The following is a 22,677-nucleotide window of genomic DNA, read 5'->3' on the forward strand; positions in this document are numbered from 1 at the left end:
GCTGCCACGCCGGGCGGCGTGGCATTGCCTACGCTTGGTGCAATGCCTGCAGGCATTGCTGATTCATATTCACTACAGGAGTGGGGCGCCGCATGGTTCGTTTGATCATCTTGTTGATCGGTGCGGCGCCGTTTCGCCGGCAGTGGTTGGTATTGCTGTTGCTGGGGGTGATCTTTGCGCTGGTCGGGGTGGGAGCGGTGTTCAACCTCACGACCTGGTACCTGTTTGGCCTGATCGATCTCATCGGTGTGGTCTGCCTGATCGAGGGTGCGCTGGGCCTGGCCAGCCTGCTGGTGATCCGGCCCGCGCACCGGCGCATCTTGCGCTCGCACGCGCTGGCGCTGATCCTGCTGGGCCTGCTGGCGATCGATACGCCGGACGACAACAATATCGGCGCCACGCTGTTCTTCGGTTGCGGCTTCCTGATTGACGGGCTGTTGCGCATTGCCTCCGCACATACCATCCGCTACCGCGGCTGGCACAACACGCTGCTGATCGGTATGGCCGAGCTGGTGCTGGCTGCATTGGTTTTCAGCGACTGGCCGGTGCCGCATCGGCAGACCATGCCGTTCTGCGTGGGCATTTTGCTGTTCTGGTCCGGCTTCAACCTGTGCCGGCTCGCGCTGCAGTTCCGCCGCTTGCCCGCGGGCGCATCGGTGCTGGGCATGCCGTTTTTCCGCAAGCACAACTGGCACCGCAGCAGCCGGCTGCCCGAGCTGCTGCCGCCGTCGGCGCCCACGCTGGTGCCGCTGAAAGTGCACGTGTGGACGCCGACCGGATCGGTGGCTGATCCGCAGCGGCGCATGGTGGTGGACCGCTACATCGCGGCCGTGGATGCCAACGGCAAAATCTCTACCGGCCATGCGGCGATGGAGCTGGCGCCTGATCTCTATATCAGTCTTTATCCGGCGGAAGAGTTGAATGTATCGCCGGACCAGTTCCGCTCGCTGCTGCGTGCGCACAAGGAAACGGATGTACCGGGGCGCTACCTGCCCTCGCACGAGGAAGAAGTGGCAGCCTGGGTGCGGCCAGACCGGCTGGTGCTGTTCCGCCACTATAACGAGGCGGCGCTGCGCGCCTTCTGGGCCGCCTACCGGCAGGACACCACGTACAACCTGACGCGGCGCAATTGCTCCAGCACGGTGATCCTGGCACTGGATGCCGCGCTGGAAGGCGTAGTGGGGCAAACACGGCCCTGGTACCGCTTCCTGTTGCTGCTGACCGACCCCAATGTGTGGCTGCTGGCCATCCTGCGCAACCGGGGTGAATCGATGACCTGGACGCCCGGCCTGGCGCTCGATTACGCCCGCTTGCTGCGGCTGGTGAGCGAGTGCCAGCGCCAGCGCTGGCTGGTGCGCAGGCTCAATGGGCTGCGTGCGCATGTGCAGGCGCGGCTGAAAGAGCGCTAGCACGCCGACCCGGCGCGGCCGCCGACTGAATCAGGCGTACAACTCCACCAACGAACGATGAGCCGTCGCATGGTGCTGCGACCAGGCCCGGGCTATCACGACATGCAGTGCACGCCTGGCTGGATTTCCCAAGTGATGGGCATGTGTGCTGGGGCACGGTTGTGGCCGGCCTGATCGCCATGCACACCTGGTACGCAGCCAACAGTGGGTGCGCTCACAGCCAGCCCTGCAGCGGGCTGGCTCCGCGCTTGCCGCGGCGGTACAGTACGCTCGCCCGCATCGGTACAGGTGCGGCAGCAACAGATAAAAAGAAGGAAGGAGGCTGAATGAACACCACACGCGCCCTGGCGGCAGCGGCTTTGCTGGCCGCTGCGCTGGCTGCATGCAACAGCGATGACGAGGCTAGCCCCACGGCCCCGACCCCGGTACCGACCGCGAGGCCAGTCCCCACGGCAACGCCGGTGCCGACGATGATTCCGGCGCCAGTGGCATCGGCGGCCTACAAGTTTGCGCCGTATCTGGATAGCGGCGGGGTGTTCGATGTGCTGGGCTGGTCGCAGGCCACCGGGCAGAAATACCTCACGCTGGCTTTCTACAACAGCGACGGCAGCTGCAATGGCGCATGGACTGGCGGCAATCCGGATGCAGTGGCCACGCTGGTGCAGAATCTGCACGGCATCGGCGGTGACGCCATCGTGGCGACCGGCGGCTGGAATGCCGACGACCCGGCCCGCCGCTGCAGCACCGCAGCCGATGTGGCAGCGGTGTACCAGAGCATGTTGGACAAGCTGGGCGTGGACCATCTGGATATCGACCCTGCTGCGGGCGACAAGTACAACAACCTGGAGCCAGCAGTAGTGGACCGGCGCAATGCGGCGATCCGCATCCTGCAGGATAATTTCAGGGCCAGGGGCAAAACGCTGACCGTGTCGTACACGCTGGTGGTGCATGCGGATACCGGGCTGGATGCGGCCAATCTGTATGTGCTGCAGTCCGCCATGGCCGCCGGGGTGGAAACCGGCCTCGTCAACGCGATGGTGATGGATTTCTACGATGGTGTTTCCGGCAAGCAGATGGGGGCGCGTGGCGTACTGGCGTTGCAGAACGTGTTTGCACAACTGAAAGCGTTGCAGCCGGGCAAGACCGATGCGCAGTACTGGGCAATGCTGGGGGCGATGGCGATGATCGGCCAGAACGACAACCAGAGCGAAGTCTTTACCGCCGTCGATGCGCAGATCCTGCGGGACTTTGCCAGCCAGAAGGGTTTGGGCCGGCTGGCATTCTGGTCGCTGGGGCGTGACAACGGCAGTTGCCCCGGCAATACCGTGGCAACCTGGCAGTGCAGCGGCATCGGCCAGCAGGATTGGGCATTCAGCAAGCAGTTTGGCGGGTTCTGAGCTTGATGGTGTGTTGCCCGGTGCTGTGCCGGGCAATCGGTAAAACCGCGCTGGCGGCGTGATGTAGTGCCTGCATTGGGCCGCCGTCGCTTGTGAGATCAGCAGACCCACGCAGGCCTGCCGCGGCATCAGGCCAGTGCGCGCTTCAGTACCGCTACGCGGCGCAATACCAGCCAGTCCGCCAGCAGCACCGCCACGATGGACACGCCCACCAGCGGGAAGGCAATGGCCAGCAGCACGAATACGGCGGTGCCGGTTTTCCAGAAGGGCAGTTGGCGCGGCGTGGCTGGTGCACCCAGCCGGCCGCTCGGGCGGCGCTGCCACCACATCACCGTGCCGGTCACGCTCATCAGGATCACGAACAGGCAGGCAAACAGCATCAGGATCTGGTTGGGCACGCCGAAGAACTTGCCTTCGTGCAGCGCCACGCCCATTTCCACCGAGCGGGCAACTACGCCGTAATCCTGCCAGCCAGCCTGCGCCAGGATCTTGCCGCTGTACTGATCGACGTGAATGGTTTTTTCATGGCGCGGGTCGTTCGGGAATGCCGACAACGTGTACACGCCGTCACTCCCTTGCGGCAGGCTGATGCTGTAGCCGGCCGGCATCACCGCGCGCTGGCCGATGGCGACCATTTGCGCCAGGCTCACGCCACCGGCGGCCGGCGCTGCAGCAACATCATCGCCGTGGTGGTGATGTTCGGATTTGGCCATGGGCATTTCTTCTGCTGCCCAAGGCACGGTTTGCTTGCCGCCCACATTCAGGCTGGCGGCGGTCTGGTCCGATTTGGGCACGTCATCCCACATCTGCGCCGGAAAGCGGCTCCACACCTTGGCATACTGGCTGCCCCATACGCCGCTCCACGGCAGGCCGGACAGCAGCATGAACGCCAGCAGCAGCACGCCCCAGAAGCCGCTGACCACGTGCAGGTCGCGCCAGAAAATGCGTTTCGATTCACGTAACCTGGGCAGCAGCGTGCCCCATACGCCACCACCGCGCGGCCACCACATGTACAGGCCGGATACGATCAGCACCAGCGCCCAGCTGGCCGCCATTTCGACGATGAAATCACCGGTCTTGCCCAGCAGCAGTTCGCCATGCAGCTTCTTGGTGATGGCCTGCAGATTGTCTGCGTCATCCTGCGCGCCCAGCAGCGTGTTGCGGTACGGGTCCACATAGACGGTTTGCGTGCCGCCTTCCCTGGTGGCAACGGTAAACGCGCTGCTCTGATTCGGCGCGGCAGCCGGCACGTATTTGCTGATAGCCAGCCCCGGGTAGGCATTGCGCACGGTGGCAAGCTGCGCATCGGCACCAATGGCAGTGCCTTGCGGCGTAACCACCAGTTGCTGCCGATACATCAATACATCGAGCTGCGGTTTGAACAGGTAGACGATGCCGGTGAGTGCCAGCATCAGCATGACGGGGACGACGAACAGGCCGGCGTAGAAATGCCAGCGCCAGGCCAGCGTATAGAAGCGGGGTGTTGCCATGATGGTTTCCAGAATGAACGCGCTGCGTACGCAGCAGGGCCGGCACGCAGTGGTGCCGGATTAGCGGGGGTTCAGACTGGTATCGGTGGTGCGCGTGGCGGGGCGAGCCGATCCCGCGGCAGCTCGGCACGCGGGGCGAGCGCGGCGATGATTTCGGCCGGTAGTGCAAAGCCGGGCGGGCGCGGCGCCACCCACGGCCACAGCGGCGGGCCATCGCCGATAGCGACGGCTGCGGTGCAATCCGAGCACTGCACTTGCGGGCCGGTTGGCGCGGGCAAATCGATCTGCTTGCCGCCTGGTGAGCCGGCGCTGCACAGCGACATGGCTGTGCTGCCCGGCATACCCTGCTGGTGCCACACACGCACGCTGCCCTGCAGCGCAAGCGCCAGCACCAACAGCAGGGAAAACGCGGCAAAGGGGCGAAGCCAGCGCATGCGGGGGTCTGTATCCGGATCGGTTTGACGCAGATTATAGCCACGCCATGGTGCGGTGTTCGCGCCCTTGCTGCATGCTGTTGGATTGCCGCCCGTTGCGCTGCATCAAGTAGCAGCGGGGCTTCAGCTACGGCGGGGGCGGAAGTACGCGGTATCGGCGTAGAACGCCGCATCCTGCTGCGGCCACCAGCCGGGTATGCCCAGATAGGGCAGCGGTGGCAGCTGGCGCGGCGTGGTCAGCTCGCCGGCATCGATCAGCGCTGCGATGCGGCCATCCAGGTAGGCGATACGTGCGGCGGGTGGCAGCGCAAAGTAATCCGGCGTGACGGCAATCTGCCAGCTCTTGCCGGTCAGCCCGCGGAATGGCTTGAGCAGTGCCTCATAGTTGGCATGGCCGAACGAGATCGCCTCGACGCTTTGGCCCCATGCGGTACGGTTGTCCAGAAACAGCGTGGCCCACTGATGGTCGCGTTGCAGTGTCAGCAGGTGTGGATCGCTGCTGGCCACGATCAGCCCGCATTCGTCGAACAGCGTGGCGGCATCGCGCACCGGGCCGCGGCCGTTGCCGCCGGGCACGGCCATCTGCCGCAGGTGCAGTGCGTTCAGCGCGGCCTTGGCTTGCGGAAATGCATGCCACACCAGGGCATTGAAGGTGTCATGCCAGTTGGGCCGCGTGGCAACACGGCCCAGCCGGGTGATTTCCACTTCGTAGTAATGGCTGAGGGTATCGGGGTCGACAAAGCGTAGTGCAATGCCCGATTGCGTATGCGGCACTGGCATCAGTGCATCCCAGTCCGCATGAGTGGGGAAGCGGTCAAACTGCTGCATCAAAGGCAGCAATGGCGCATACGCCGGCTGCGCTACAAAAAAAGCCAGCGGCCAGCCGGGCGCTGCATCAGTGTCGGTCACGGCAAGGTATGGCCAGGTTCAGAGCGGCTTGGCGCCGGGCTCAGAGCTTGCCCAGGTCGATGCGGCCTTCGCCCAGTACCTTGCCGGCCTTACTTGGCGCATCCAGTGCCTTTACCGACAGCACGTAGCGGCTGCCCTTGTTGCAGGGCGGCAGGTAGACGCCGGCGCCACCACCGCGCTGTGCCGCCACCAGCTGGAAGCCGCCGGGCAGGCCACCCTGCTCACCCGGTACGCTGGGTACCTGTGCATTGGTTGCGCCCTTGGGCAGCGTGTACAACACCACACCCTGGCCGCCATTATCCAGCTCGCCACCGCGTTCGGAAAACGCCACCTGCAGCGCGGCAGTACCAGCGGGCAGGTCGTACACGTTCAGCGCCGGGCTGGCGCCCTGGCCACCCAGCTTGCTGCACTGCTGGCCGGGCGGGATGGCGACGCCGGTCCAGGCCGGATTGGCAAAGCGCACAGTCAGCCGCACGCCTTCGGCCAACGCGGCCGGAGCGGCTAGCGAAGCAATCAGGGCAAGACTGGCAATGCGTTTCATGACTTTTTGACTCAATGAACAGGGCGAATTCGCCTACCAGACATTGTAGCGAATTCGTCCATTGCAATGCGTGAGCTGGCTCACGCTTGCAGTGTGATTAATTGACCTGCCGCATCAAGCCAGTGCGGCGAGCGCTGCAGCGTAATCCGGTTCGTTCTTGATTTCGCTGACGAGCTCGGTGTACAGCACCTTGTCGTTGGCATCGAGTACCACCACGGCGCGTGCGGCCAGGCCAGCCAGCGGGCCGGAGGCAACGTCGACTCCGTAGTCAGCCAGGAAAGCACGGCCGCGCTGCGTGGACAGCGTGACGACGTTTTCCAGGCCTTCCGCGCCGCAGAAGCGCTTTTGCGCAAACGGCAGATCTGCCGAGATACACAGCACCACGGTGTTGTTCAGCTTGGAGGCATCGGCGTTGAAGTGGCGGACCGACATTGCGCAGGTGGGGGTATCCACGCTGGGGAAAATGTTCAGCACCTTGTTCTTGCCGGCAAAGCTGGCGAGGGTGATATCGGACAGATCTGCGCCAACCAGCGAGAACGGCTTGGCCTGGCTGCCAACTGCCGGCAGGGTGCCGTTGATTTCAACCGGGTTACCGCCGAGGGTGACTTGCGACATGTGGATCTCCTAGTAGGTGTGCTGCAAATGAAACGCCGGCCCGGATTGTCGATCCGGGCCGGCTGGTATGCAAGTCTTTTGCGATCCTTACGCATAGCGGCCGATGTTGCCACCTGCGTAACGCGCTGACAGGACAGGCGTTGCTTACTCTTCGGGCTCTTTCGGTGCTGGTGGCGGCAGCAGCGTTTGCGCGGCGGCTTCGAAATTGGGTTCGCTATTGAGTTCGTGCACCAGCTCGGCGTATTGCACGGTATCGAAGGTATCGAGCACGATCAGCGCCGTGGCCATCAGGCCGGACAGCGGCACATCGGTGATCATCACGCCGTAGTCCTTGTGGAAATCGCGGCCACGCAAGGTGCACAGCAGCTGGATCTTGCGGAAGCCCTCGATCTGCACGGTGCGCGCCAGCGCATAGGGGGTATCGACCGATACCACCAGCACTACGGTGTTGTCGAACAGGTCTGCCATGGCTTCCAGCCGGCGCGCGATGGTGAGGCCCACGGCAGCATCGATGCTGGGAATGACGGCTATCAGTTTGCGGCGGCCATAGAACTTGGACAGCGCGACATCCTGCATGTTCTGGTCTACCAGCATGAAGCTGTGGGCATCTTCGCCGACACGGGGAAAGTGGCCGCCCACACTGACGGGCGTGCCATTGAGCATGATCGTGGCCATGAAAGGGCGTTCCTGCGTTACGGATGCTTCAGTATGGACCGGTGGCAGGCGAAAACAAGGCGCACTGTTCACCATGCGCCGCAGCGCTGCGGCAGCGGTTTACGGGTAGTACCAGAACAGCGAATAGCCGGTGGAGCGGAGCTCACCCAGATCCAGCTGCAGGAATGCGTGCACTTCATCGCCAGCCGGGAACTGGGTGCGGCCGCGCTCGGTGGGCACCAGGTAATCACGTGCGGTGAATACCTTCTTGGCAACCACCTGCTCGCGTTCATCGGTGAGCGTGAGCTCCAGCATCGGCAACGCCTGATCGTACGGCGCCAGGTTACGTACGCTGGCGGTGAGCTGGATCATGCGGTCGTGGCCGGGTACGAAGGTCAGCTCGGAATAATCGGAGCGCAACAGCTCGGCATGGGTGGGCAACGGCAGGCTGCAGCCTGCTGCTGTGCATACGCGCTGGTAATGCGTGCGCAGCCACGGCAACTGCGTGGAGAACTCGGTGCGGTACACATACGCCAGTTGCAGCAGCAGCGCAGCCAGTGCCAGCGCAATCAGCGGCACCCATGCCCAGCGCCACAGCGAGCGGGGCGGCGGTGGGGTCAGCAGTGCTTCGTCTTCCAGGCTGCGGATGGGTTGGTAGCGTGGCGGGCGTTCGTCGCTGCCGTCATCCGGCCAGCGGGAAACAGGGGACGCGTCGAGGGTTTCGTCGTCGTCTTCTTCCGCATCAGCGGCGGGGGCGGCCGTGGATGCCATGTCGGTAGCGGTTTGCGCTGCGGCTTCCGGTTCGACGTCGGGTTCCAGATCGAATTCAACCACATCGCCGTCGTTTTCGATGACCTCGGCCGCCGTTGCAAGTACCGGCTTTTCTTCGCGGGCAGCAAGGTTCTGCGGTACTGCTGCGGGCAGCGGGGCTGTGACAGATGATGTGGATGCGATGGCTGCGTGCTCAGACACGGCGACGGGTGTCTCCACCGGGTCGTGCGCGGTGGCCATTTCGACACTTGTTGTTGCCATGGCGGGCGACGGCGTGGGGCCCGGTCGTGCAGTGGCTGGTGATTCAGTCGCATCAGCTGGCTTGCTGGCCGGTGCGGCAACTGGCGCGGGTGCGGTGATCCGTTCGCTTGTGGCTGCTGTAACGGTTGCTTGTGTGGCGGCTGTGGCAGCGCGTGCTGTGACTGTGGCATCGGGCACTGGCGCTGCAACGGCAGCGGGCGCCGCCGGTGCAGGGGCGGGAGCCGCAACAGGCGTGCTGGCCGCAGGAGCAGGGACTTTTGGCGTTGCAACTGGCACGGTGGTTGCGGTGCTGCCAGCTTTGGGCTGAGCAGCGGGGGCATCCACTGTACGCGCCGCCGGTGCCGTTATCGTTGCCGCAGGAGCAGGAGCAGTGCGTGTTGCAGCGGCCGCTGCTGGCGGGCTTACACTGGCCTGCGGTGCTGGTGCTGGTGCTGGTGCTGGTGCTGGTGCTGGTGCTGGTGCTGGTGCTGGTGCTGGTGCTGGTGCTGGTGCTGGTGCTGGTGCTGGTGCTGGTGCTTCGGGCGCAGGTGCCGCCTGTTCGACGCAATCGAGTGCATTGAAGACGAATGCGCATTTGCCGCAACGCACCTTGCCCCGATGCGCGGCGAGTTGCGTATCGGTGACCTTGAAGGCGGTCTGGCAGTTGGGGCAACGGGTGACGAGCGGCATGCGGCGATTCTAGACGATTTCGCCGCGGCGCTTGTATGCCCGGCAGATAAAATCGCGACTGCTTGCGTGCATTGCAACAATCGCCGCAGGCGACGTGCAGCCACACAACAGGCCGGCCATGGCTGGGCGCTGCGGCATCAGGCGCGTTTGCTGCCGGACAGGCATACCCAGCCGTCTTCCTCGGCCTTGGGTGCAAAATCGAACCACTGGCCGTAAATGGCAAAGATGTCGTCCGCTTGTTCTGACAGGATGCCCGACAGCGCGATACGTCCGCCTGCCTTCACGCGGCTGGCCAGCATGGGGGCCAGTGCCTTGAGCGGATTGGTCAGGATATTGGCCACCACCACATCGTATTCGCCTGCTGGCAGTTCATCGGGCAGGAAGAAATCGATGGCAACGTGGTTCTGTTCGGCATTTTGCCGGCTGGCCACCATGGCTTGCGGGTCGATATCTACACCATGCGTGGCCCCTGCGCCCACCTTGCGTGCAGCAATGGCAAGGATGCCCGAGCCGCAACCGTAGTCGAGCAGCGTTTCGCCACCGGCGATATGGGCATCCAGCCATTTCAGGCACAGCCGCGTGGTGGGATGGCTGCCGGTACCGAACGCCAGGCCCGGGTCGAGCGCGATATTGATGGCTTCGGCATCCGGCGCATCGTGCCAGGTGGGGGTGATCCACAGCCGCTTGGAAATCGGGATGGGGTCGAATTGCGATTGGGTGAGCCGTACCCAGTCCTGGTCTTCCACGGTGACAAGCTCGAACTGCGGCACGGCAATGCCCACGGCGTTGGCGGCGGCGGCCATCGTCAGCGCGGCATCCATGTCCTCGCCCAGGTGGGCCACGACGATGCTGTGATCCCACATCTGGTCGACGGGTTCGCCCGGTTCGCCAAAAATGGGTTTCTCGTCTGCGGTGCCGACTGCTGCGTCTTCGATGCTGACCGACAGTACCCCCAGGTCAAACAGCGCGTCTGACAGGGCTTCGGCGTGTCTGGAATCAGTGGTGATACGCAATTCGGTCCAGGGCATGGCGGGGTTTCCAGATTAAACGCCGCCATTGTCGCACAGCCCCGCGCCATGCTGGCAGCCGATGCGCTGCCGGTGGTGCCGTGGGTAAGCAAACAGGCCGCTTGCGGCGGCCCGTTGCAATGCCTGGCACGACTGCGCCTAGCGCAGCAGCGACAGCACCTGGCTGGCGGATGCATTGGCCTGCGCCCGTGTGGCAAGGTCCGCCTGGTTGCGGATCTGCGACTGGATCAGCGTGGACGATGCGCTGGCGTAATCGGTATCGCCGATCCGGCTTTTGGCGGCAGAGAGGTTCTCGTTGGTGGTCAGCAGGTTGTTGCTGGCCGCTTCCAGCCGCTTGCTGACCGCACCCAGATCGCCACGTGTGCGGCCAATGGCCGTGAGGTCGGTATCGAGCGAAGTCAGTGCGCTGCTGGCCGAGGTAGTGCTGGAGAGATTCAGCGTGCCGCTGGCACCGGCCAGCTTGTCCAGCCCGCCTGCCTGCACTGCAATGGTGTCATTGGCGTTGGCACCGGCCTGGAAGCTGAAAGTGCTGCCCTGGAAAAGCGGCTGGCCATTGAATTGCGCGGTTTTCAGGATGTCTTGGCTCGATTGCGACAGGCTGTCCGATTCGGCCTGCAACGCTGCGCGGTCTTCATTGGTCAGCGTGCTGTTGCCTGCGGCCACGGCCAGCTCGCGCTGGCGCTGGCTGTTGTCGGTTACCTGCGATAACGCGCCATCGGCTACCTGGACCAGCGAAACGCCGTCAGACAGATTGCGCACCGCCTGGCCGTTGCCGGCGATCTGCGCGGCAAATTGCTCGATGATGGCCGAACCGGCTGCATCGTCGGCAGCGCTGTTGACGCGCTTGCCGCTGGAGAGCTGGTTGAGCGTGCGGGCTTGGGTATCCGTGTTGCGGGTGCTGGCAACGCTGGAGAACGTGTTGCCGGAGTTGCTTCCAATGGCGGGCAGCATGGCGACCTCCGTGCCTGGTGCGTATAGCTGTACAGACTGTCAGCTTACGGCCAGAGTTTCCATGGCGGCCATGTTGGGCGATGAATGGTAGAGGTGAAAGGCCCGCCAAGCGGGCGGAATGGCGCTGGCGGCGACGCCTGTAGCCTGGCAGCCATCTCCCCGCACCCGTAGTCCGGGTCCTGTAGCCCGGCGCCCGTAAAAAGCAGAAAGCCACGACATGCGTCGTGGCTTTCTGTGTGGTACTGGAGGCGATCGGTGATGCAGGTCGGTCAGTTGCCCAGCGCTTCCAGCACGGTACGGATTTCCGGCATGCGCTGTTCCAGGTAATGGATGCTGGTGCCGCCCTTGATGAACTCGCTATCGAGCAGCAATTGCTGGTGCAGCGGGATGTTGGTGCGGATGCCCTGCACCACCATCTCGGACAGCGCAATGCGCATGCGCGCCATCGCCTGCTCGCGGGTATCGCCGTAGGTGATGATCTTGCCGATCATCGAATCGTAGTTGGGCGGTACGAAGTAGCCCTGGTACACGTGCGAATCCACGCGCACACCCGGGCCACCCGGCGTGTGATAGGTGGTGATGCGGCCCGGGCTCGGCACGAACTTGAGCGGGTCTTCGGCGTTGATGCGGCATTCCATCGCATGGCCACGCAGCTTCACATCCTTCTGCGTGTATTGCAGCGGCAGGCCGGCGGCAACGCGGATCTGTTCCTGCACGATGTCGATGCCGGTGATCATTTCGGTCACCGGATGTTCCACCTGCACGCGCGTGTTCATCTCGATGAAATAGAACTCGCCGTTTTCGAACAGGAACTCGAACGTACCGGCACCCCGGTAGTTGATGTCGCGGCATGCACGTGCGCACGCTTCGCCGATCTTCTTGCGCTGGGCATCGGTAATGCCCGGTGCCGGGGCTTCTTCGATCACTTTCTGGTGGCGGCGCTGCATCGAGCAATCGCGCTCGCCCAGGTAGATGGCGCTGCCATGCTGGTCGGCCAGGATCTGGATTTCGATGTGGCGCGGGTTCTGCAGGTACTTTTCCATGTACACGGTGGGGTTGCCGAAAGCGGCGCCGGCTTCCGACTGGGTCATCTCGACCGAGCGCAGCAGCTCTTCCTCTTGGTGTACCACGCGCATGCCGCGGCCACCGCCGCCGCCCGCAGCCTTGATGATGACCGGGTAGCCCACCTTGCGGCCGATGGCCAGCATCTCTTTCGGATCATCCGGCAGTGCGCCATCGGAGCCGGGTACGCACGGCACGCCGGCGGCCTTCATGGCGTCCTTGGCGGATACCTTGTCGCCCATCAGGCGGATCGATTCGGGGCGCGGGCCGATGAAGGCAAAGCCCGATTCTTCCACGCGCTGCGCGAAATCGGCGTTCTCCGACAAGAAGCCATAGCCGGGGTGGATGGCATTGGCGTTGGTGACTTCGGCGGCTGAAATCAGCGCGGCCATGTTCAGGTAGCTTTGCGGCGACGGATTGGGGCCGATGCACACCGATTCGTCAGCCAGCTTCACGTATTTTGCTTCGCGGTCGATCTCGGAATGGACCACCACGGTCTTGATGCCCATCTCGCGGCACGCGCGCAATACACGCAGCGCGATCTCTCCACGATTGGCAATAAGGATTTTTTCAAACATGTCTGTTAATGCCTGTGAGGGGTGGGAAGCGGCGCGGGATGGTGCACATCACGCCGGCAGCCGCACGGAATTAACCAATAACAAACAGCGGTTCGCCGTATTCGACCGGCTGGCCGTTCTCGACCAGGATGGCCTTGATCACGCCGGCGTGGTCGGCTTCGATTTCGTTCAGCAGCTTCATCGCCTCGATGATGCACAGCGTATCGCCGACATTGACCGACTGGCCCACTTCGACGAAGTTTTTCGCATCCGGGCTCGGCGCGCGGTAGTAGGTGCCGACCATCGGGGATTTGACGACAAAGCCTTCCGGCACGGCGCTGGCGGCCGGCAGCTCGGCGGCGGATGCCACGGCGGCAGCGGGCGCTGCGGCAGGCGCGGCAAACTGCATTGGCGCTTGCTGGTAATAGGTGGGGGCGGCGTTCTGATTGACGCGGGTGATGCGGACTTTTTCTTCGCCCTCGGTCACTTCCAGTTCGGCAATGCCGGACTCTTCGACCAGGTCGATCAATTTCTTGAGTTTACGCAGATCCATACGGCAATCCTCCGGGGTATTTTGATGGTGCTGAATTTATCGGGAAGACGGCGCCCGATCAGGGCGCCTTGTGGCTGAGCGCGAACGAGAGGGCGTATTCATAGCCCCTGGGGCCCAGGCCGCAGATCACGCCAACGGCGAGATCGGAAAAGAACGAGTGATGCCGGAACGGTTCCCGTGCATGCACATTGGATAGATGGACTTCGACGAACGGCTTTTTGACCGCGGCCAGCGCATCGCGCAGCGCCACACTGGTGTGGGTGAACGCAGCAGGATTGATGACGATGAAGTCGGTTTGATCGGTGACCGTGGCGTGGATGCGCTCGATCAGCTCATATTCGCGATTGGATTGAAAAACCTCGACATGCGCGCCAGCAGCCTGGCCTTGCGCGATCAAACGGCTATTGATGGCGTCGAGCGTATCGGCGCCGTAATGCTGTGGCTCGCGCAGGCCCAAAAGATTGAGATTGGGGCCGTGCAACACCAGGATAGTGCGGGTGCCAGACATTGCTCACCTCTCGTTATCGTCTCCTGTAATCGGCCGGAGTTTGCCGCCGCCTTGTCGGCGTTGTCCAGCAATTTCGGCGAAAATCACGGCAAAATGCCGCTAAAACGGATGTTTGAAAATGCGCCTTTGCCAAGTATTTCGGGCGTTCGCGCAAGGATGCGCTGATATACTCCGCAGATTCTGGATACGAGTGATTCTCGCGCTTTTTGGCGCGCGCTTCCCGCTTTTGACATGCAAGTTGCCGACTTCGACTATTTCCTCCCCGACCATCTGATCGCCCAGTTCCCGCCCGAGGTGCGCGGCGCCAGCCGCCTGCTGCACGTTGATGGTGCAACGCTCAGCGATGGCTTCTTCCGCGAACTGCCCGCTCATCTGCAGCCAGGCGATCTGCTGGTGTTCAACGATACCAGGGTGATCAAGGCCCGGCTGTTTGGCGAAAAGGCCAGCGGCGGCAAGATCGAGGTGCTGGTGGAGCGGGTACTGGATGAACACCGCGCGCTCGCCCACGTGCGTGCGAGCAAATCGCCCAAGCCGGGCATGGTGCTGAACTTTGCCGGTGGCTACCGCGCCACCATGCTGGAGCGCCGCGGTGATCTGTTCCTGCTGGAATTCGCCGGAGAACAGCATGTGCTGGATATCCTCGATGCAGCCGGGCAATTGCCGCTGCCGCCGTACATCACGCATACGCCGGACGACGAAGACGCCAAGCGTTACCAGACCATCTACGCGCGTGACCCGGGCGCGGTGGCGGCGCCCACCGCCGGCCTGCACTTTACCGATGAGCTGCTGGCAGCGTTGCAGCGCATGGGCGTGAACACCGCTTTCCTCACGCTGCATGTGGGGGCGGGCACCTTCCAGCCGGTGCGCGTGGACGATATTGCCGAACACGTGATGCACCACGAGCGCTACGCGATTCCGCCGGCCACCGTGGCCGCCGTGCAGGCCGCCAAGGCGGCGGGCGGGCGGGTGATTGCGGTGGGCACCACCAGCCTGCGCGCGCTGGAGGCCGCATCGCAAAACGGCCTGCTGGCCGAGCCCGAAGGCGATACCGATATCTTCATCACGCCCGGCTACCAATTCCGCGCAGTGGATCGGCTGATCACCAATTTCCACCTGCCCAAATCGACGCTGTTGATGCTGGTATCGGCATTTGCCGGCTACGACACCATGCGTGCGGCGTATGCGCATGCGGTGCAGAACGAATACCGCTTTTTCAGCTATGGCGATGCGATGCTGCTGGAGCCGGCTGCGCGCTGACGCTGCCGTGACCGTGTGCCGGGCGTGCCTCAGCCCGCATCGCGGCTTAGCGCTGCCGGCAGCGCTGCAACCAGTGCATCGATCAGCACGCGCATGCGCGACGGCAGGTGGCGGTTTTGCGGCCATACCGCGTGCATGGGAATGCTGAAGTCGGGCAGTTCTTCAAACAGCGGGATCAACTGGCCGCTTTGCAGCTCGCCGCGGATCAGCCAGCGCGGCATCCATACTAGGCCCATGCCGGCCAGCCCGGCGTCGCGTATCGCTTCGATGTCGTTCAGGTTGATGCGGCTGGCTGTCTTCACCTCGACCTGGCCTTTGTCTGGCGTATTGAAGCGCCACGGCACCACCAGCCCGGCGCGGGTATAGCTGACGCTGGTGTGCTGCGCCAGATCGGTCAGCGTGTGCGGCCGGCCGTGCCGCGCCAGGTAATCGGCATTGCCGCACACCACCATGAATTGCGCACCCACCTTGCGCGCGGTCAGGCCAGCGCTGTCGGCCAGCTCGCCGCTGCGTATCGCCAGGTCGATGCCATCTTCGACCAGATTGACGCGCTGGTCGCTGTACAGCACCTCCAGCGTGAGCTGCGGGTAACGCTGTGCCAGCGTCAGCAGGATGGGCGTTACGCAGCGGCGCCCAAACAGCACCGGCATGCTGATGCGCAGCCTCCCGGCCGGTTCGCGCTGGCCATCATCCAGTGCGGCTTCCGCAGCTTCCAGTTCGGCCAGTGCACGCACGCAGTGCGTGTAGTAGGCGTTGCCATCTTCGGTGAGGCGCTGGCTGCGGGTGGTGCGCTGGAACAGCCTGGTGCCCAGCCGGCTTTCCAGCCGCGCGATGCTTTTGCCCACCGCGGAGCGCGACAGGTTGAGGCGTTCTGCAGCCAGCGCAAAACTGCCAGCGTCCACCGCTTCCACAAATGCGGCAATGCCGCTCAGGCGATCAGTCATGATGGCTCCGCCTATTGGCGAAAATAACGCTACTTATATCGGAAAATATGCCGCCACTGGCGAATAAATATCGCGTTTATGCTGGCTTCGTCAGCCCGGTAACGGGCATCAACACCAGTGAGGACGATCATGGCAAAGACGATGCAGCGGTGGGTAATGAAGGATTTCGGCGCGCAATACCTGGCGCTCGAGGAAGTAGCGGTGCCGCAGCCCGGCCCGGGCGAGGTTCTGGTGAAGGTGGCTGCGGCCGGTATCAATTACCGCGACAAGATGATGGTCGAGAATGGCATGGGCATGCCGCTTGAATGGCCGTTCACCCCGGGCTCGGACATGGCCGGCGCCGTGGTGGAAACCGGCCGCGGTGTGAGCCGCGCCGAGGTGGGCGACCGCGTGATCAGCACCTTCTGGCATGGCTGGACCGACGGGCCGGCGCCGCGGTTGCTAGCCGCACAGGGTGGGCCCTTGCCCGGCGTTTTCGCCGAATATGTGGTGCTGCCCGAGGACGACGTGGTGCAGGTGCCGTCAACGCTGAATGATATCGAAGCCAGCACGCTGACTTGCGCCGGCCTCACTGCGTGGTTTGCACTGGTGGAAACCGGCCATGTGTACGCCGGCCAGACGGTGGTGGTGCAGGGCACCGGTGGCGTGGCGCTGTTTGCGGTGCAACTGGCTGCCGCGCATGGCGCCAGGGTGATCGTGACCTCCAGCAGTGACGACAAGCTGGCTGCGGCGCGCAAGCTGGGCGCCGCGCATGGCATCAACCGCAATACGCATGCGGACTGGGCGGCCGAGGTGCAGCGGCTGACCGGCGGCTATGGCGCCGATCATGTGATCGAGCTGGCTGGCGGGGGCAATATCGCGCTGTCGCTGGCGGCGCTGGCCAAGGGCGGGCGCATTTCGGTGGTGGGCGTACTGGACGAAACAGAAATAGGCGGTACGTCGATCCCCTTCCTGCAGAAACGGCCGACCGTGCAGGGCATCGGCGTTGGCCACCGGCGCGCGCTGGAAGATCTGGTGCGTGCGGTGGACCAGATCGGCCTCAAGCCGGTGATCGACAGCACTTACGCATTTGCCGAGTTGCCGCAGGCACTGGCGCACCAGGCGCAGGGGGGCTTAGGCAAGATCGTGCTGCGCGTGGGCTGATGGTGCGGCTTGCCGCGCCGGAAGGCGTGCAGACTCACGCCGCCGTTTGGCGCGGCCCGGGCTGCAGCGTATGCCGGGGAGGGGCTGTTTCTGCTACCCTTGCGGCCGCGCCGGACTGTATTCCGGTTTGCAGCACAAGGACGAAACCCAATGCAATTCCAGCTTAAAACCACCAGCGGCGGTGCGCGCCGCGGCACGCTCACGCTCAATCATGGCGTGGTCGAAACCCCGGTGTTCATGCCCGTGGGTACCTATGGCACCGTGAAGGCGATGACGCCGCGCGACCTGAAAGAGATCAACGCGCAAATCTGCCTCGGCAACACCTTCCACCTGTGGCTGCGCCCGGGACTGGAAGTGATCGAAAAATTTTCCGGCCTGCACGCGTTCATGGGCTGGGACAAACCCATCCTGACCGATTCGGGCGGCTTCCAGGTGTTCAGCCTGGGGGCGATGCGCAAGATCACCGAAAACGGCGTGACTTTCCAGAGCCCGATCAACGGCGACAAACTGTTGCTGACGCCCGAGGAATCGATGCGCATCCAGACCGTGCTCAACTCCGATGTGGTGATGATCTTCGACGAATGCACACCATACCCGGCCGACCGCAAGCAGGCGGCGGATTCGATGCGCATGTCCTACCGCTGGGCCCGGCGTTCCAAGGATGAGTTCGCTGCGCGCGAGAACCCCAATGCGCTGTTCGGCATCGTGCAGGGCGGCATGTATGAAGACCTGCGCGATGAGTCGCTGGCCGGCCTCGTCGATATCGATTTCCATGGCATGGCCATCGGTGGCCTGTCGGTGGGCGAGCCCAAGGAAGACTTTGCGCGCATCCTCGCGCATACCGCGCCGCGTTTGCCGGTGCACAAGCCGCGCTACCTGATGGGCGTGGGCACGCCGGAAGACCTGGTGTTCGGCGTGAGCCAGGGCATCGACATGTTCGATTGCGTGATGCCCACGCGCAATGCGCGCAACGGCATGCTGTTCACGCGCTACGGCGACATCAAGATCAAGAATGCCAAGCAGCGCCTCGATACCCGGCCGCTGGATGAATCGTGCGATTGCTACACCTGCCGCAACTTCAGCCGTGCGTACCTGCATCATCTGTTCCGTGCCGGTGAAATCCTCGGTTCGCAGCTCAATACCATCCACAACCTGCATTACTACCAAGTGATCATGCGCGAAATGCGCGAGGCGATCGAAGCCGACCGCTTTGCCGCGCATGTCGCGCAGTTCCACCAGGACCGGGCACGCGGCGTGGATTGATCGTTGCACCTGCTGGTTACGCCGAGTGCTGACGAAAAAACGGGCAGCCAGGCTGCCCGTTTTCAATCCGGCTGATGCCGCCGCTCACTGCGTGCGTTCAGCGGTGTGCCAGCTGGTTGTTCTCGAACCGCACCTTGTCGCCCACCCGGTAGCCATGTTCCGCGGTATCGAAGGCGATGGTGTTGGTTTCACCCGAGTTGAGCTGGAAGCTGACTTCGTAGTACTTCTTCTTGCTCACGCGTTTTTCCACTTCGTTGCCGGCAAAACCGCCGCCGATGGCGCCGATCACCGTGGCCACCGTGCGCCCGGTTCCCTTGCCGACCTGGTTGCCCAGCACACCACCCACCACGGCGCCGCCGATCTTGCCCACCAGCGAGCCTTCACCCGGCTTTTCCACTTCTTCCACCTTGGTGATCACGCCGCACGTGGTGCAGGCGGGGGCAGCCGGTGCGTTCTTGTTGGCCAGCGCCAGCTTCAATGCGGCTTTCTGCTGGTTGAGTGCATCACGCTGGCAGGCGCTGGCATTGGCCTTGTCCAACTGCTGGCAGAACGCCTGCTGGCTGCGGTAATCGCGGTCTATCTGCGTTTTGGCCTGGCTGTAGGGTTGCGGATAGGTCTTGGGCGTGGCCGGGCTGCGGTCTTCCCAAGCGCTGTTGTACGCAGATTTGCGGGTGGCCGCGGCATCTTTCTTGCAGCCGGCCTGTTCGGCTTTATCGAGTTCCACGCAAACGGCCAGATCGTTCTTGTAGTCGGCTTCGATCCGGGCCCGGGCATCGGCCAGCGGTTCTGCACTGGCGACGCCAGCCCAGCCACACAGCAGTACGGTAATCAGCATGATCTTGCGCATGGGACTCTCCTTTGTTTAACAGCCTGTCACCCATGATAGACGAGTGCTGCAAAGCGATTGTTCCCCCTGCCGGCCGGGGTGGTGGATTTAGCGGGGAACGCGGGCTAGAATGAGCGGCTTTGTTTTTTCACCCAGGGCCTACCCATGTTTATCAATACCGCATATGCCGCAGACGCTGCAGCCTCTCCGATGTCGGGCGTCATGCAGTTCCTGCCGATGGTTGTCATCTTCGTGCTGTTCTACTTCATGCTGATCCGCCCGCAGCAAAAGCGCGCCAAGGAACAGAAGGCAATGCTCGATGCGCTGGGCAAGGGTGACGAAATCGTGACCACCGGCGGCATCGTCGGCAAAATCACCAAGGCTGGCGACGCGTATCTGACGCTCGAACTGGCTGACGGTGTGGAAATCCTTGTCCAGCGCGCTGCCATTGCACAGCGTCTGGAAAAAAACACACTCAAAAACAACAAGTAATCACACAGAACAAAGATGCCCGGCTATGACCGGGCGCTTGTTCCCTGGACGGTCCCGCTCATGAACCGCTATCCGCTATGGATGTATTTTTCGATTCTTGCCCTGCTGGTTGCGGCTGCGCTCTATACGCTGCCCAACTTTTTCGGCGAGAGCCCAGCCGTGCAGGTGTCTTCCGCCCGCGCCACCGTGAAGGTGGACGCCGCGATGCAAACCCGCGCGGAGGCCTTGGTGAAGGCTGCCGGCCTCACGCCGGATGCCACGCTGTTTGAACAAGGCTCGGTCAAACTGCGCTTCAAGGACACCGAAGCCCAGCTCAAGGCCAAGGATGCACTGCAAGCCGCGCTGGGCGACGATTACGTCGTCGCGCTGAACCTGCTGCCGCAAACGCCCACATGGCTGACCAGGATCGGCGCCAAGCCGATGTCGCTGGGTCTGGACCTGCGTGGTGGCGTGCACTTCCTGCTGGAAGTGGATATGCGCGCTGCGGTGGACAAGGCGCTGGAAAAAACCGCCGGCGATATCCGCCGTGAGCTGAAAGACAAGAAGGTGCGCTATGGCCGCGTGGTGCGCGAGCGCGATACGGTCGAAGTGCAACTGCGCGATGCCGCCACCGTGGATGCTGCCGGCAGTGCCATCCGCAAGCTGCTGCCTACGCTGCAGGTGCAGGACGTCAAGGACGCCAACAATTTCAAGATCGTTGTGAGTTACAACGATGCCGGCCTGCTGCAGCTGAAAGACCAGGCGGTGAAGCAGAACATCACCACGCTGCATAATCGCGTGAATGAACTGGGCGTGGCCGAGCCGATCATCCAGCAGCAAGGCCAGGGCCGTATCGTGGTCGAGCTGCCGGGTATCCAGGATACCGCCAAGGCCAAGGACATCCTCGGCCGGACCGCCACGCTGGAAGTGCGCCTGGTGGAAGACGACCAGGCCAAGCTTTCCGAAGCGCTGAACGGCAACGTACCAGCCGGTTTTGAACTGCTGAACGAGCGTGGTCGTGATGGCGAGCCGCGCCCGATCCTGGTGAAGAAGGAAGTGGAGCTCACCGGCGAGAACATCAACGATGCGCAGGCCGGCTTCGACGACAAGAACGAAGCCGCCGTGCATATCAACCTGGACAGCACCGGCGCCGCCATTTTCCGCGACCTGACGCATGACAATATTGGCAAGCGCATGGCGATGATCCTGGTGGAGAAAGGCAAGGGCGAAGTGGTGACCGCTCCGGTGATCCGTGGCGAGATCGGCGGTGGCCGCGTGCAGATTTCCGGCGCCATGGGCGTGGCGGAAGCCAACGATACCGCGCTGCTGCTGCGTGCGGGTTCGCTGGCGGCACCGATGAACATTGTTGAAGAACGTACCATCGGCCCGAGCCTGGGCAAGGAAAACATCGAGAAGGGTTTCCACTCGACGCTATATGGCTTCCTGGCCATTGCCGTGTTCATGCTGATCTACTACCGCCTGTTCGGCGTGGTGTCGGCACTGGCACTGGGCGCCAACCTGCTGCTGCTGCTGGCGGCGCTGTCCATCCTGGGCGTGACGCTCACTTTGCCAGGTATCGCGGCGATTGCGCTGACGCTGGGCATGGCGATCGACTCCAACGTGCTGATCAACGAGCGGGTGCGTGAAGAACTGCGTAACGGCATGAGCCCGCAAGCGGCCATCACCAATGGCTACAAGCATGCGATGGATACCATCCTGGACTCCAACGTCACCACGCTGATTGCCGGCCTGGCGCTGCTGATTTTCGGCTCGGGCGCGGTGCGTGGCTTTGCCTGGGTGCATTGCCTTGGCATTCTCACCTCCTTCATCAGCGCGGTGCTGGTATCGCGCGGCATCATCAACCTGATCTACGGCTATCGTCGCCGCCTGACTGCGCTGTCCATCGGCCAGGTCTGGGTGCCGGATGGGCATAAGGCATAAGGGGCCGAATCATGGAATTTTTCCGCATCAAACGCGATATCCCGTTCATGAGCTATGGCCGCCTGACGACGGCCATCTCGCTGGTGACTTTTGTCATTGCCGTGTTCTTCCTGATTTTCAAGGGCTTGAACTTCGGCGTTGAATTCACCGGCGGCACGGTGATGGAGCTGCGCTACGCCAAGGCGGTGGAGCTGACGCAAATCCGCCATGAAGTGGATGCACTCAAGTACGGCGAGGCACAGGTGCAGGCGCTGGGCACCACCCGCGACGTGATGGTGCGCCTGCCCAACATCAAGACCAAGACCAGCGCCCAGCTCTCCAACGAAGTGATCGACACGCTGAAGAAGAACCGGCCCGACGTCGAGCTGCGCAAGGTGGAGTTCATCGGCCCTTCGGTGGGTGATGAACTGGTCAGCCATGGCCTGACCGCCATCACGCTGGTTTGCGTGGGCATCATGATTTACCTGGCCATCCGTTTCGAGTGGCGCTTTGCGGTGTCGGCGATCATTGCCAACATGCACGACGTGGTGATCATCCTGGGCTTCTTTGCATTTTTCCAGTGGGAGTTTACGTTGACCGTGCTGGCTGCGGTGCTGGCGGTGCTGGGTTACTCGGTCAACGAATCGGTGGTGGTATTCGACCGGATCCGCGAGAACTTCCGCAAGCCACAGATGCGCGGCAAGACCGTACCGGAAATCATCGACAACGCGATTACCGCCACCATGAGCCGTACCATCATCACCCACGGTTCCACCGAGGCGATGGTGCTGTCGATGCTGGTGTTCGGCGGCCCGGCGCTGCATGGTTTTGCCACTGCGCTGACCATCGGCATCCTGTTCGGCATCTATTCGTCGGTACTGGTGGCATCGCCATTGCTGCTGATGTTCGGCGTAACGCGCGAGAACATGATCAAACCGGTTGCCGTGAAGGAAGAAGCGGTCGTATAAGCCGGCAGGCATTGCCTGCAACGTTGCCGGCGCATGCTTCCCGGCACCGCCTGCAATGCCGCGGCACCGCTCATGC

General features: G+C 63.2%; 22 protein-coding genes and 2 pseudogenes. 9 read left to right on the forward strand and 15 right to left on the reverse strand.

What is annotated here, in order from left to right; all coding sequences use genetic code 11:
• Positions 1 to 92: 92 nt before the first annotated feature.
• Positions 93 to 1,409: an HdeD family acid-resistance protein gene (locus tag IGB42_RS13430; RefSeq protein ID WP_159672438.1), complete on the forward strand. Its 1,317-nt coding sequence runs from the start codon at positions 93 to 95 to the stop codon at positions 1,407 to 1,409.
• A gap of 326 nt (positions 1,410 to 1,735) precedes the next feature.
• A complete protein-coding gene (locus IGB42_RS13435) occupies positions 1,736 to 2,806 on the forward strand; it encodes a hypothetical protein (protein WP_159672440.1) in 1,071 nt (356 codons plus the stop codon).
• Between the two features lie 128 nt (positions 2,807 to 2,934).
• On the opposite strand, the gene IGB42_RS13440 is transcribed toward IGB42_RS13435, so the two are convergent.
• From IGB42_RS13440 to IGB42_RS21995, 7 genes are all read right to left on the reverse strand, one after another.
• Complete coding sequence (locus IGB42_RS13440) at positions 2,935 to 4,296, reverse strand: PepSY domain-containing protein (protein ID WP_159672442.1); 1,362 nt, start codon at positions 4,294 to 4,296, stop codon at positions 2,935 to 2,937.
• A gap of 71 nt (positions 4,297 to 4,367) precedes the next feature.
• Positions 4,368 to 4,730, reverse strand: a complete 363-nt coding sequence (locus IGB42_RS13445) for a hypothetical protein (protein ID WP_159672444.1) — start codon at positions 4,728 to 4,730, stop codon at positions 4,368 to 4,370.
• A gap of 123 nt (positions 4,731 to 4,853) precedes the next feature.
• Positions 4,854 to 5,639 (reverse strand): DUF3025 domain-containing protein, encoded by a 786-nt coding sequence (locus IGB42_RS13450; protein WP_159672446.1) that lies wholly within the window; start codon positions 5,637 to 5,639, stop codon positions 4,854 to 4,856.
• Between the two features lie 40 nt (positions 5,640 to 5,679).
• Positions 5,680 to 6,180 carry a hypothetical protein gene (locus IGB42_RS13455; RefSeq protein ID WP_159672448.1) on the reverse strand — a complete coding sequence of 167 codons (501 nt, stop codon included), beginning with the start codon at positions 6,178 to 6,180 and terminating at the stop codon, positions 5,680 to 5,682.
• 114 nt (positions 6,181 to 6,294) lie between these two features.
• Positions 6,295 to 6,795, reverse strand: a complete 501-nt coding sequence (gene tpx, locus IGB42_RS13460) for a thiol peroxidase (protein WP_159672450.1) — start codon at positions 6,793 to 6,795, stop codon at positions 6,295 to 6,297.
• Between the two features lie 144 nt (positions 6,796 to 6,939).
• Positions 6,940 to 7,470: a thiol peroxidase gene (tpx, locus tag IGB42_RS13465; protein ID WP_159672452.1), complete on the reverse strand. Its 531-nt coding sequence runs from the start codon at positions 7,468 to 7,470 to the stop codon at positions 6,940 to 6,942.
• A gap of 99 nt (positions 7,471 to 7,569) precedes the next feature.
• A complete protein-coding gene (locus IGB42_RS21995) occupies positions 7,570 to 8,481 on the reverse strand; it encodes a DUF3426 domain-containing protein (protein ID WP_201799943.1) in 912 nt (303 codons plus the stop codon).
• Between the two features lie 257 nt (positions 8,482 to 8,738).
• Here IGB42_RS21995 and IGB42_RS22000 point away from each other — a divergent pair, with 257 nt between their 5' ends.
• Positions 8,739 to 9,041 (forward strand): hypothetical protein, encoded by a 303-nt coding sequence (locus IGB42_RS22000; protein WP_201799944.1) that lies wholly within the window; start codon positions 8,739 to 8,741, stop codon positions 9,039 to 9,041.
• A 43-nt stretch (positions 9,042 to 9,084) separates the two neighbouring features.
• On the opposite strand, the pseudogene IGB42_RS22680 reads toward IGB42_RS22000, so the two are convergent.
• From IGB42_RS22680 to aroQ, 6 genes and pseudogenes are all read right to left on the reverse strand, one after another.
• A pseudogene (locus IGB42_RS22680) lies at positions 9,085 to 9,150 on the reverse strand (MJ0042-type zinc finger domain-containing protein); the annotation flags it as partial.
• 137 nt (positions 9,151 to 9,287) lie between these two features.
• Complete coding sequence (gene prmA / locus IGB42_RS13475; RefSeq protein WP_159672456.1) at positions 9,288 to 10,178, reverse strand: 50S ribosomal protein L11 methyltransferase; 891 nt, start codon at positions 10,176 to 10,178, stop codon at positions 9,288 to 9,290.
• A 138-nt stretch (positions 10,179 to 10,316) separates the two neighbouring features.
• Positions 10,317 to 11,129 carry a flagellin gene (locus tag IGB42_RS13480; RefSeq protein ID WP_159672458.1) on the reverse strand — a complete coding sequence of 271 codons (813 nt, stop codon included), beginning with the start codon at positions 11,127 to 11,129 and terminating at the stop codon, positions 10,317 to 10,319.
• A gap of 269 nt (positions 11,130 to 11,398) precedes the next feature.
• Positions 11,399 to 12,769, reverse strand: a complete 1,371-nt coding sequence (gene accC, locus IGB42_RS13485) for an acetyl-CoA carboxylase biotin carboxylase subunit (RefSeq protein ID WP_159672460.1) — start codon at positions 12,767 to 12,769, stop codon at positions 11,399 to 11,401.
• A gap of 70 nt (positions 12,770 to 12,839) precedes the next feature.
• Positions 12,840 to 13,301, reverse strand: a complete 462-nt coding sequence (gene accB / locus IGB42_RS13490; protein ID WP_159672462.1) for an acetyl-CoA carboxylase biotin carboxyl carrier protein — start codon at positions 13,299 to 13,301, stop codon at positions 12,840 to 12,842.
• Positions 13,302 to 13,359: 58 nt separating this feature from the next.
• A complete protein-coding gene (aroQ, locus tag IGB42_RS13495; protein WP_159672464.1) occupies positions 13,360 to 13,809 on the reverse strand; it encodes a type II 3-dehydroquinate dehydratase in 450 nt (149 codons plus the stop codon).
• A gap of 231 nt (positions 13,810 to 14,040) precedes the next feature.
• Here aroQ and queA point away from each other — a divergent pair, with 231 nt between their 5' ends.
• Positions 14,041 to 15,066 (forward strand): tRNA preQ1(34) S-adenosylmethionine ribosyltransferase-isomerase QueA, encoded by a 1,026-nt coding sequence (gene queA / locus IGB42_RS13500; RefSeq protein WP_159672466.1) that lies wholly within the window; start codon positions 14,041 to 14,043, stop codon positions 15,064 to 15,066.
• 29 nt (positions 15,067 to 15,095) lie between these two features.
• Here queA and IGB42_RS13505 read toward each other — a convergent pair whose 3' ends face one another.
• On the reverse strand, positions 15,096 to 16,010 hold the full coding sequence (locus IGB42_RS13505; RefSeq protein ID WP_159672468.1) for a LysR family transcriptional regulator: 915 nt from the start codon (positions 16,008 to 16,010) through the stop codon (positions 15,096 to 15,098).
• 129 nt (positions 16,011 to 16,139) lie between these two features.
• On the opposite strand from IGB42_RS13505, the gene IGB42_RS13510 reads away from it, so the two are divergent.
• Both IGB42_RS13510 and tgt read left to right on the forward strand, forming a co-directional pair.
• Positions 16,140 to 17,153: an NAD(P)-dependent alcohol dehydrogenase gene (locus IGB42_RS13510; RefSeq protein ID WP_174764216.1), complete on the forward strand. Its 1,014-nt coding sequence runs from the start codon at positions 16,140 to 16,142 to the stop codon at positions 17,151 to 17,153.
• 150 nt (positions 17,154 to 17,303) lie between these two features.
• The gene (gene tgt / locus IGB42_RS13515) at positions 17,304 to 18,416 is read left to right on the forward strand and encodes a tRNA guanosine(34) transglycosylase Tgt (RefSeq protein ID WP_159672471.1); all 1,113 of its coding nucleotides are present in this window, start codon (positions 17,304 to 17,306) and stop codon (positions 18,414 to 18,416) included.
• Positions 18,417 to 18,662: 246 nt separating this feature from the next.
• Here tgt and IGB42_RS22685 read toward each other — a convergent pair.
• Positions 18,663 to 18,777, reverse strand: a pseudogene (locus IGB42_RS22685) (glycine zipper 2TM domain-containing protein); the annotation flags it as partial.
• 630 nt (positions 18,778 to 19,407) lie between these two features.
• Here IGB42_RS22685 and yajC point away from each other — a divergent pair.
• Genes yajC through secF form a run of 3 tightly spaced genes read left to right on the forward strand, consistent with a single transcriptional unit; the run spans position 19,408 to position 22,601 of the window.
• Positions 19,408 to 19,734: a preprotein translocase subunit YajC gene (gene yajC / locus IGB42_RS13525; protein WP_159672473.1), complete on the forward strand. Its 327-nt coding sequence runs from the start codon at positions 19,408 to 19,410 to the stop codon at positions 19,732 to 19,734.
• A gap of 60 nt (positions 19,735 to 19,794) precedes the next feature.
• The gene (gene secD / locus IGB42_RS13530; protein ID WP_159672475.1) at positions 19,795 to 21,654 is read left to right on the forward strand and encodes a protein translocase subunit SecD; all 1,860 of its coding nucleotides are present in this window, start codon (positions 19,795 to 19,797) and stop codon (positions 21,652 to 21,654) included.
• A gap of 11 nt (positions 21,655 to 21,665) precedes the next feature.
• Positions 21,666 to 22,601, forward strand: a complete 936-nt coding sequence (gene secF, locus IGB42_RS13535) for a protein translocase subunit SecF (protein WP_159672477.1) — start codon at positions 21,666 to 21,668, stop codon at positions 22,599 to 22,601.
• Positions 22,602 to 22,677: the final 76 nt, after the last annotated feature.

The sequence above is a fragment of the Andreprevotia sp. IGB-42 genome (assembly GCF_009848685.1).
Classification (GTDB): Bacteria; Pseudomonadota; Gammaproteobacteria; order Burkholderiales; family Chitinibacteraceae; genus Andreprevotia.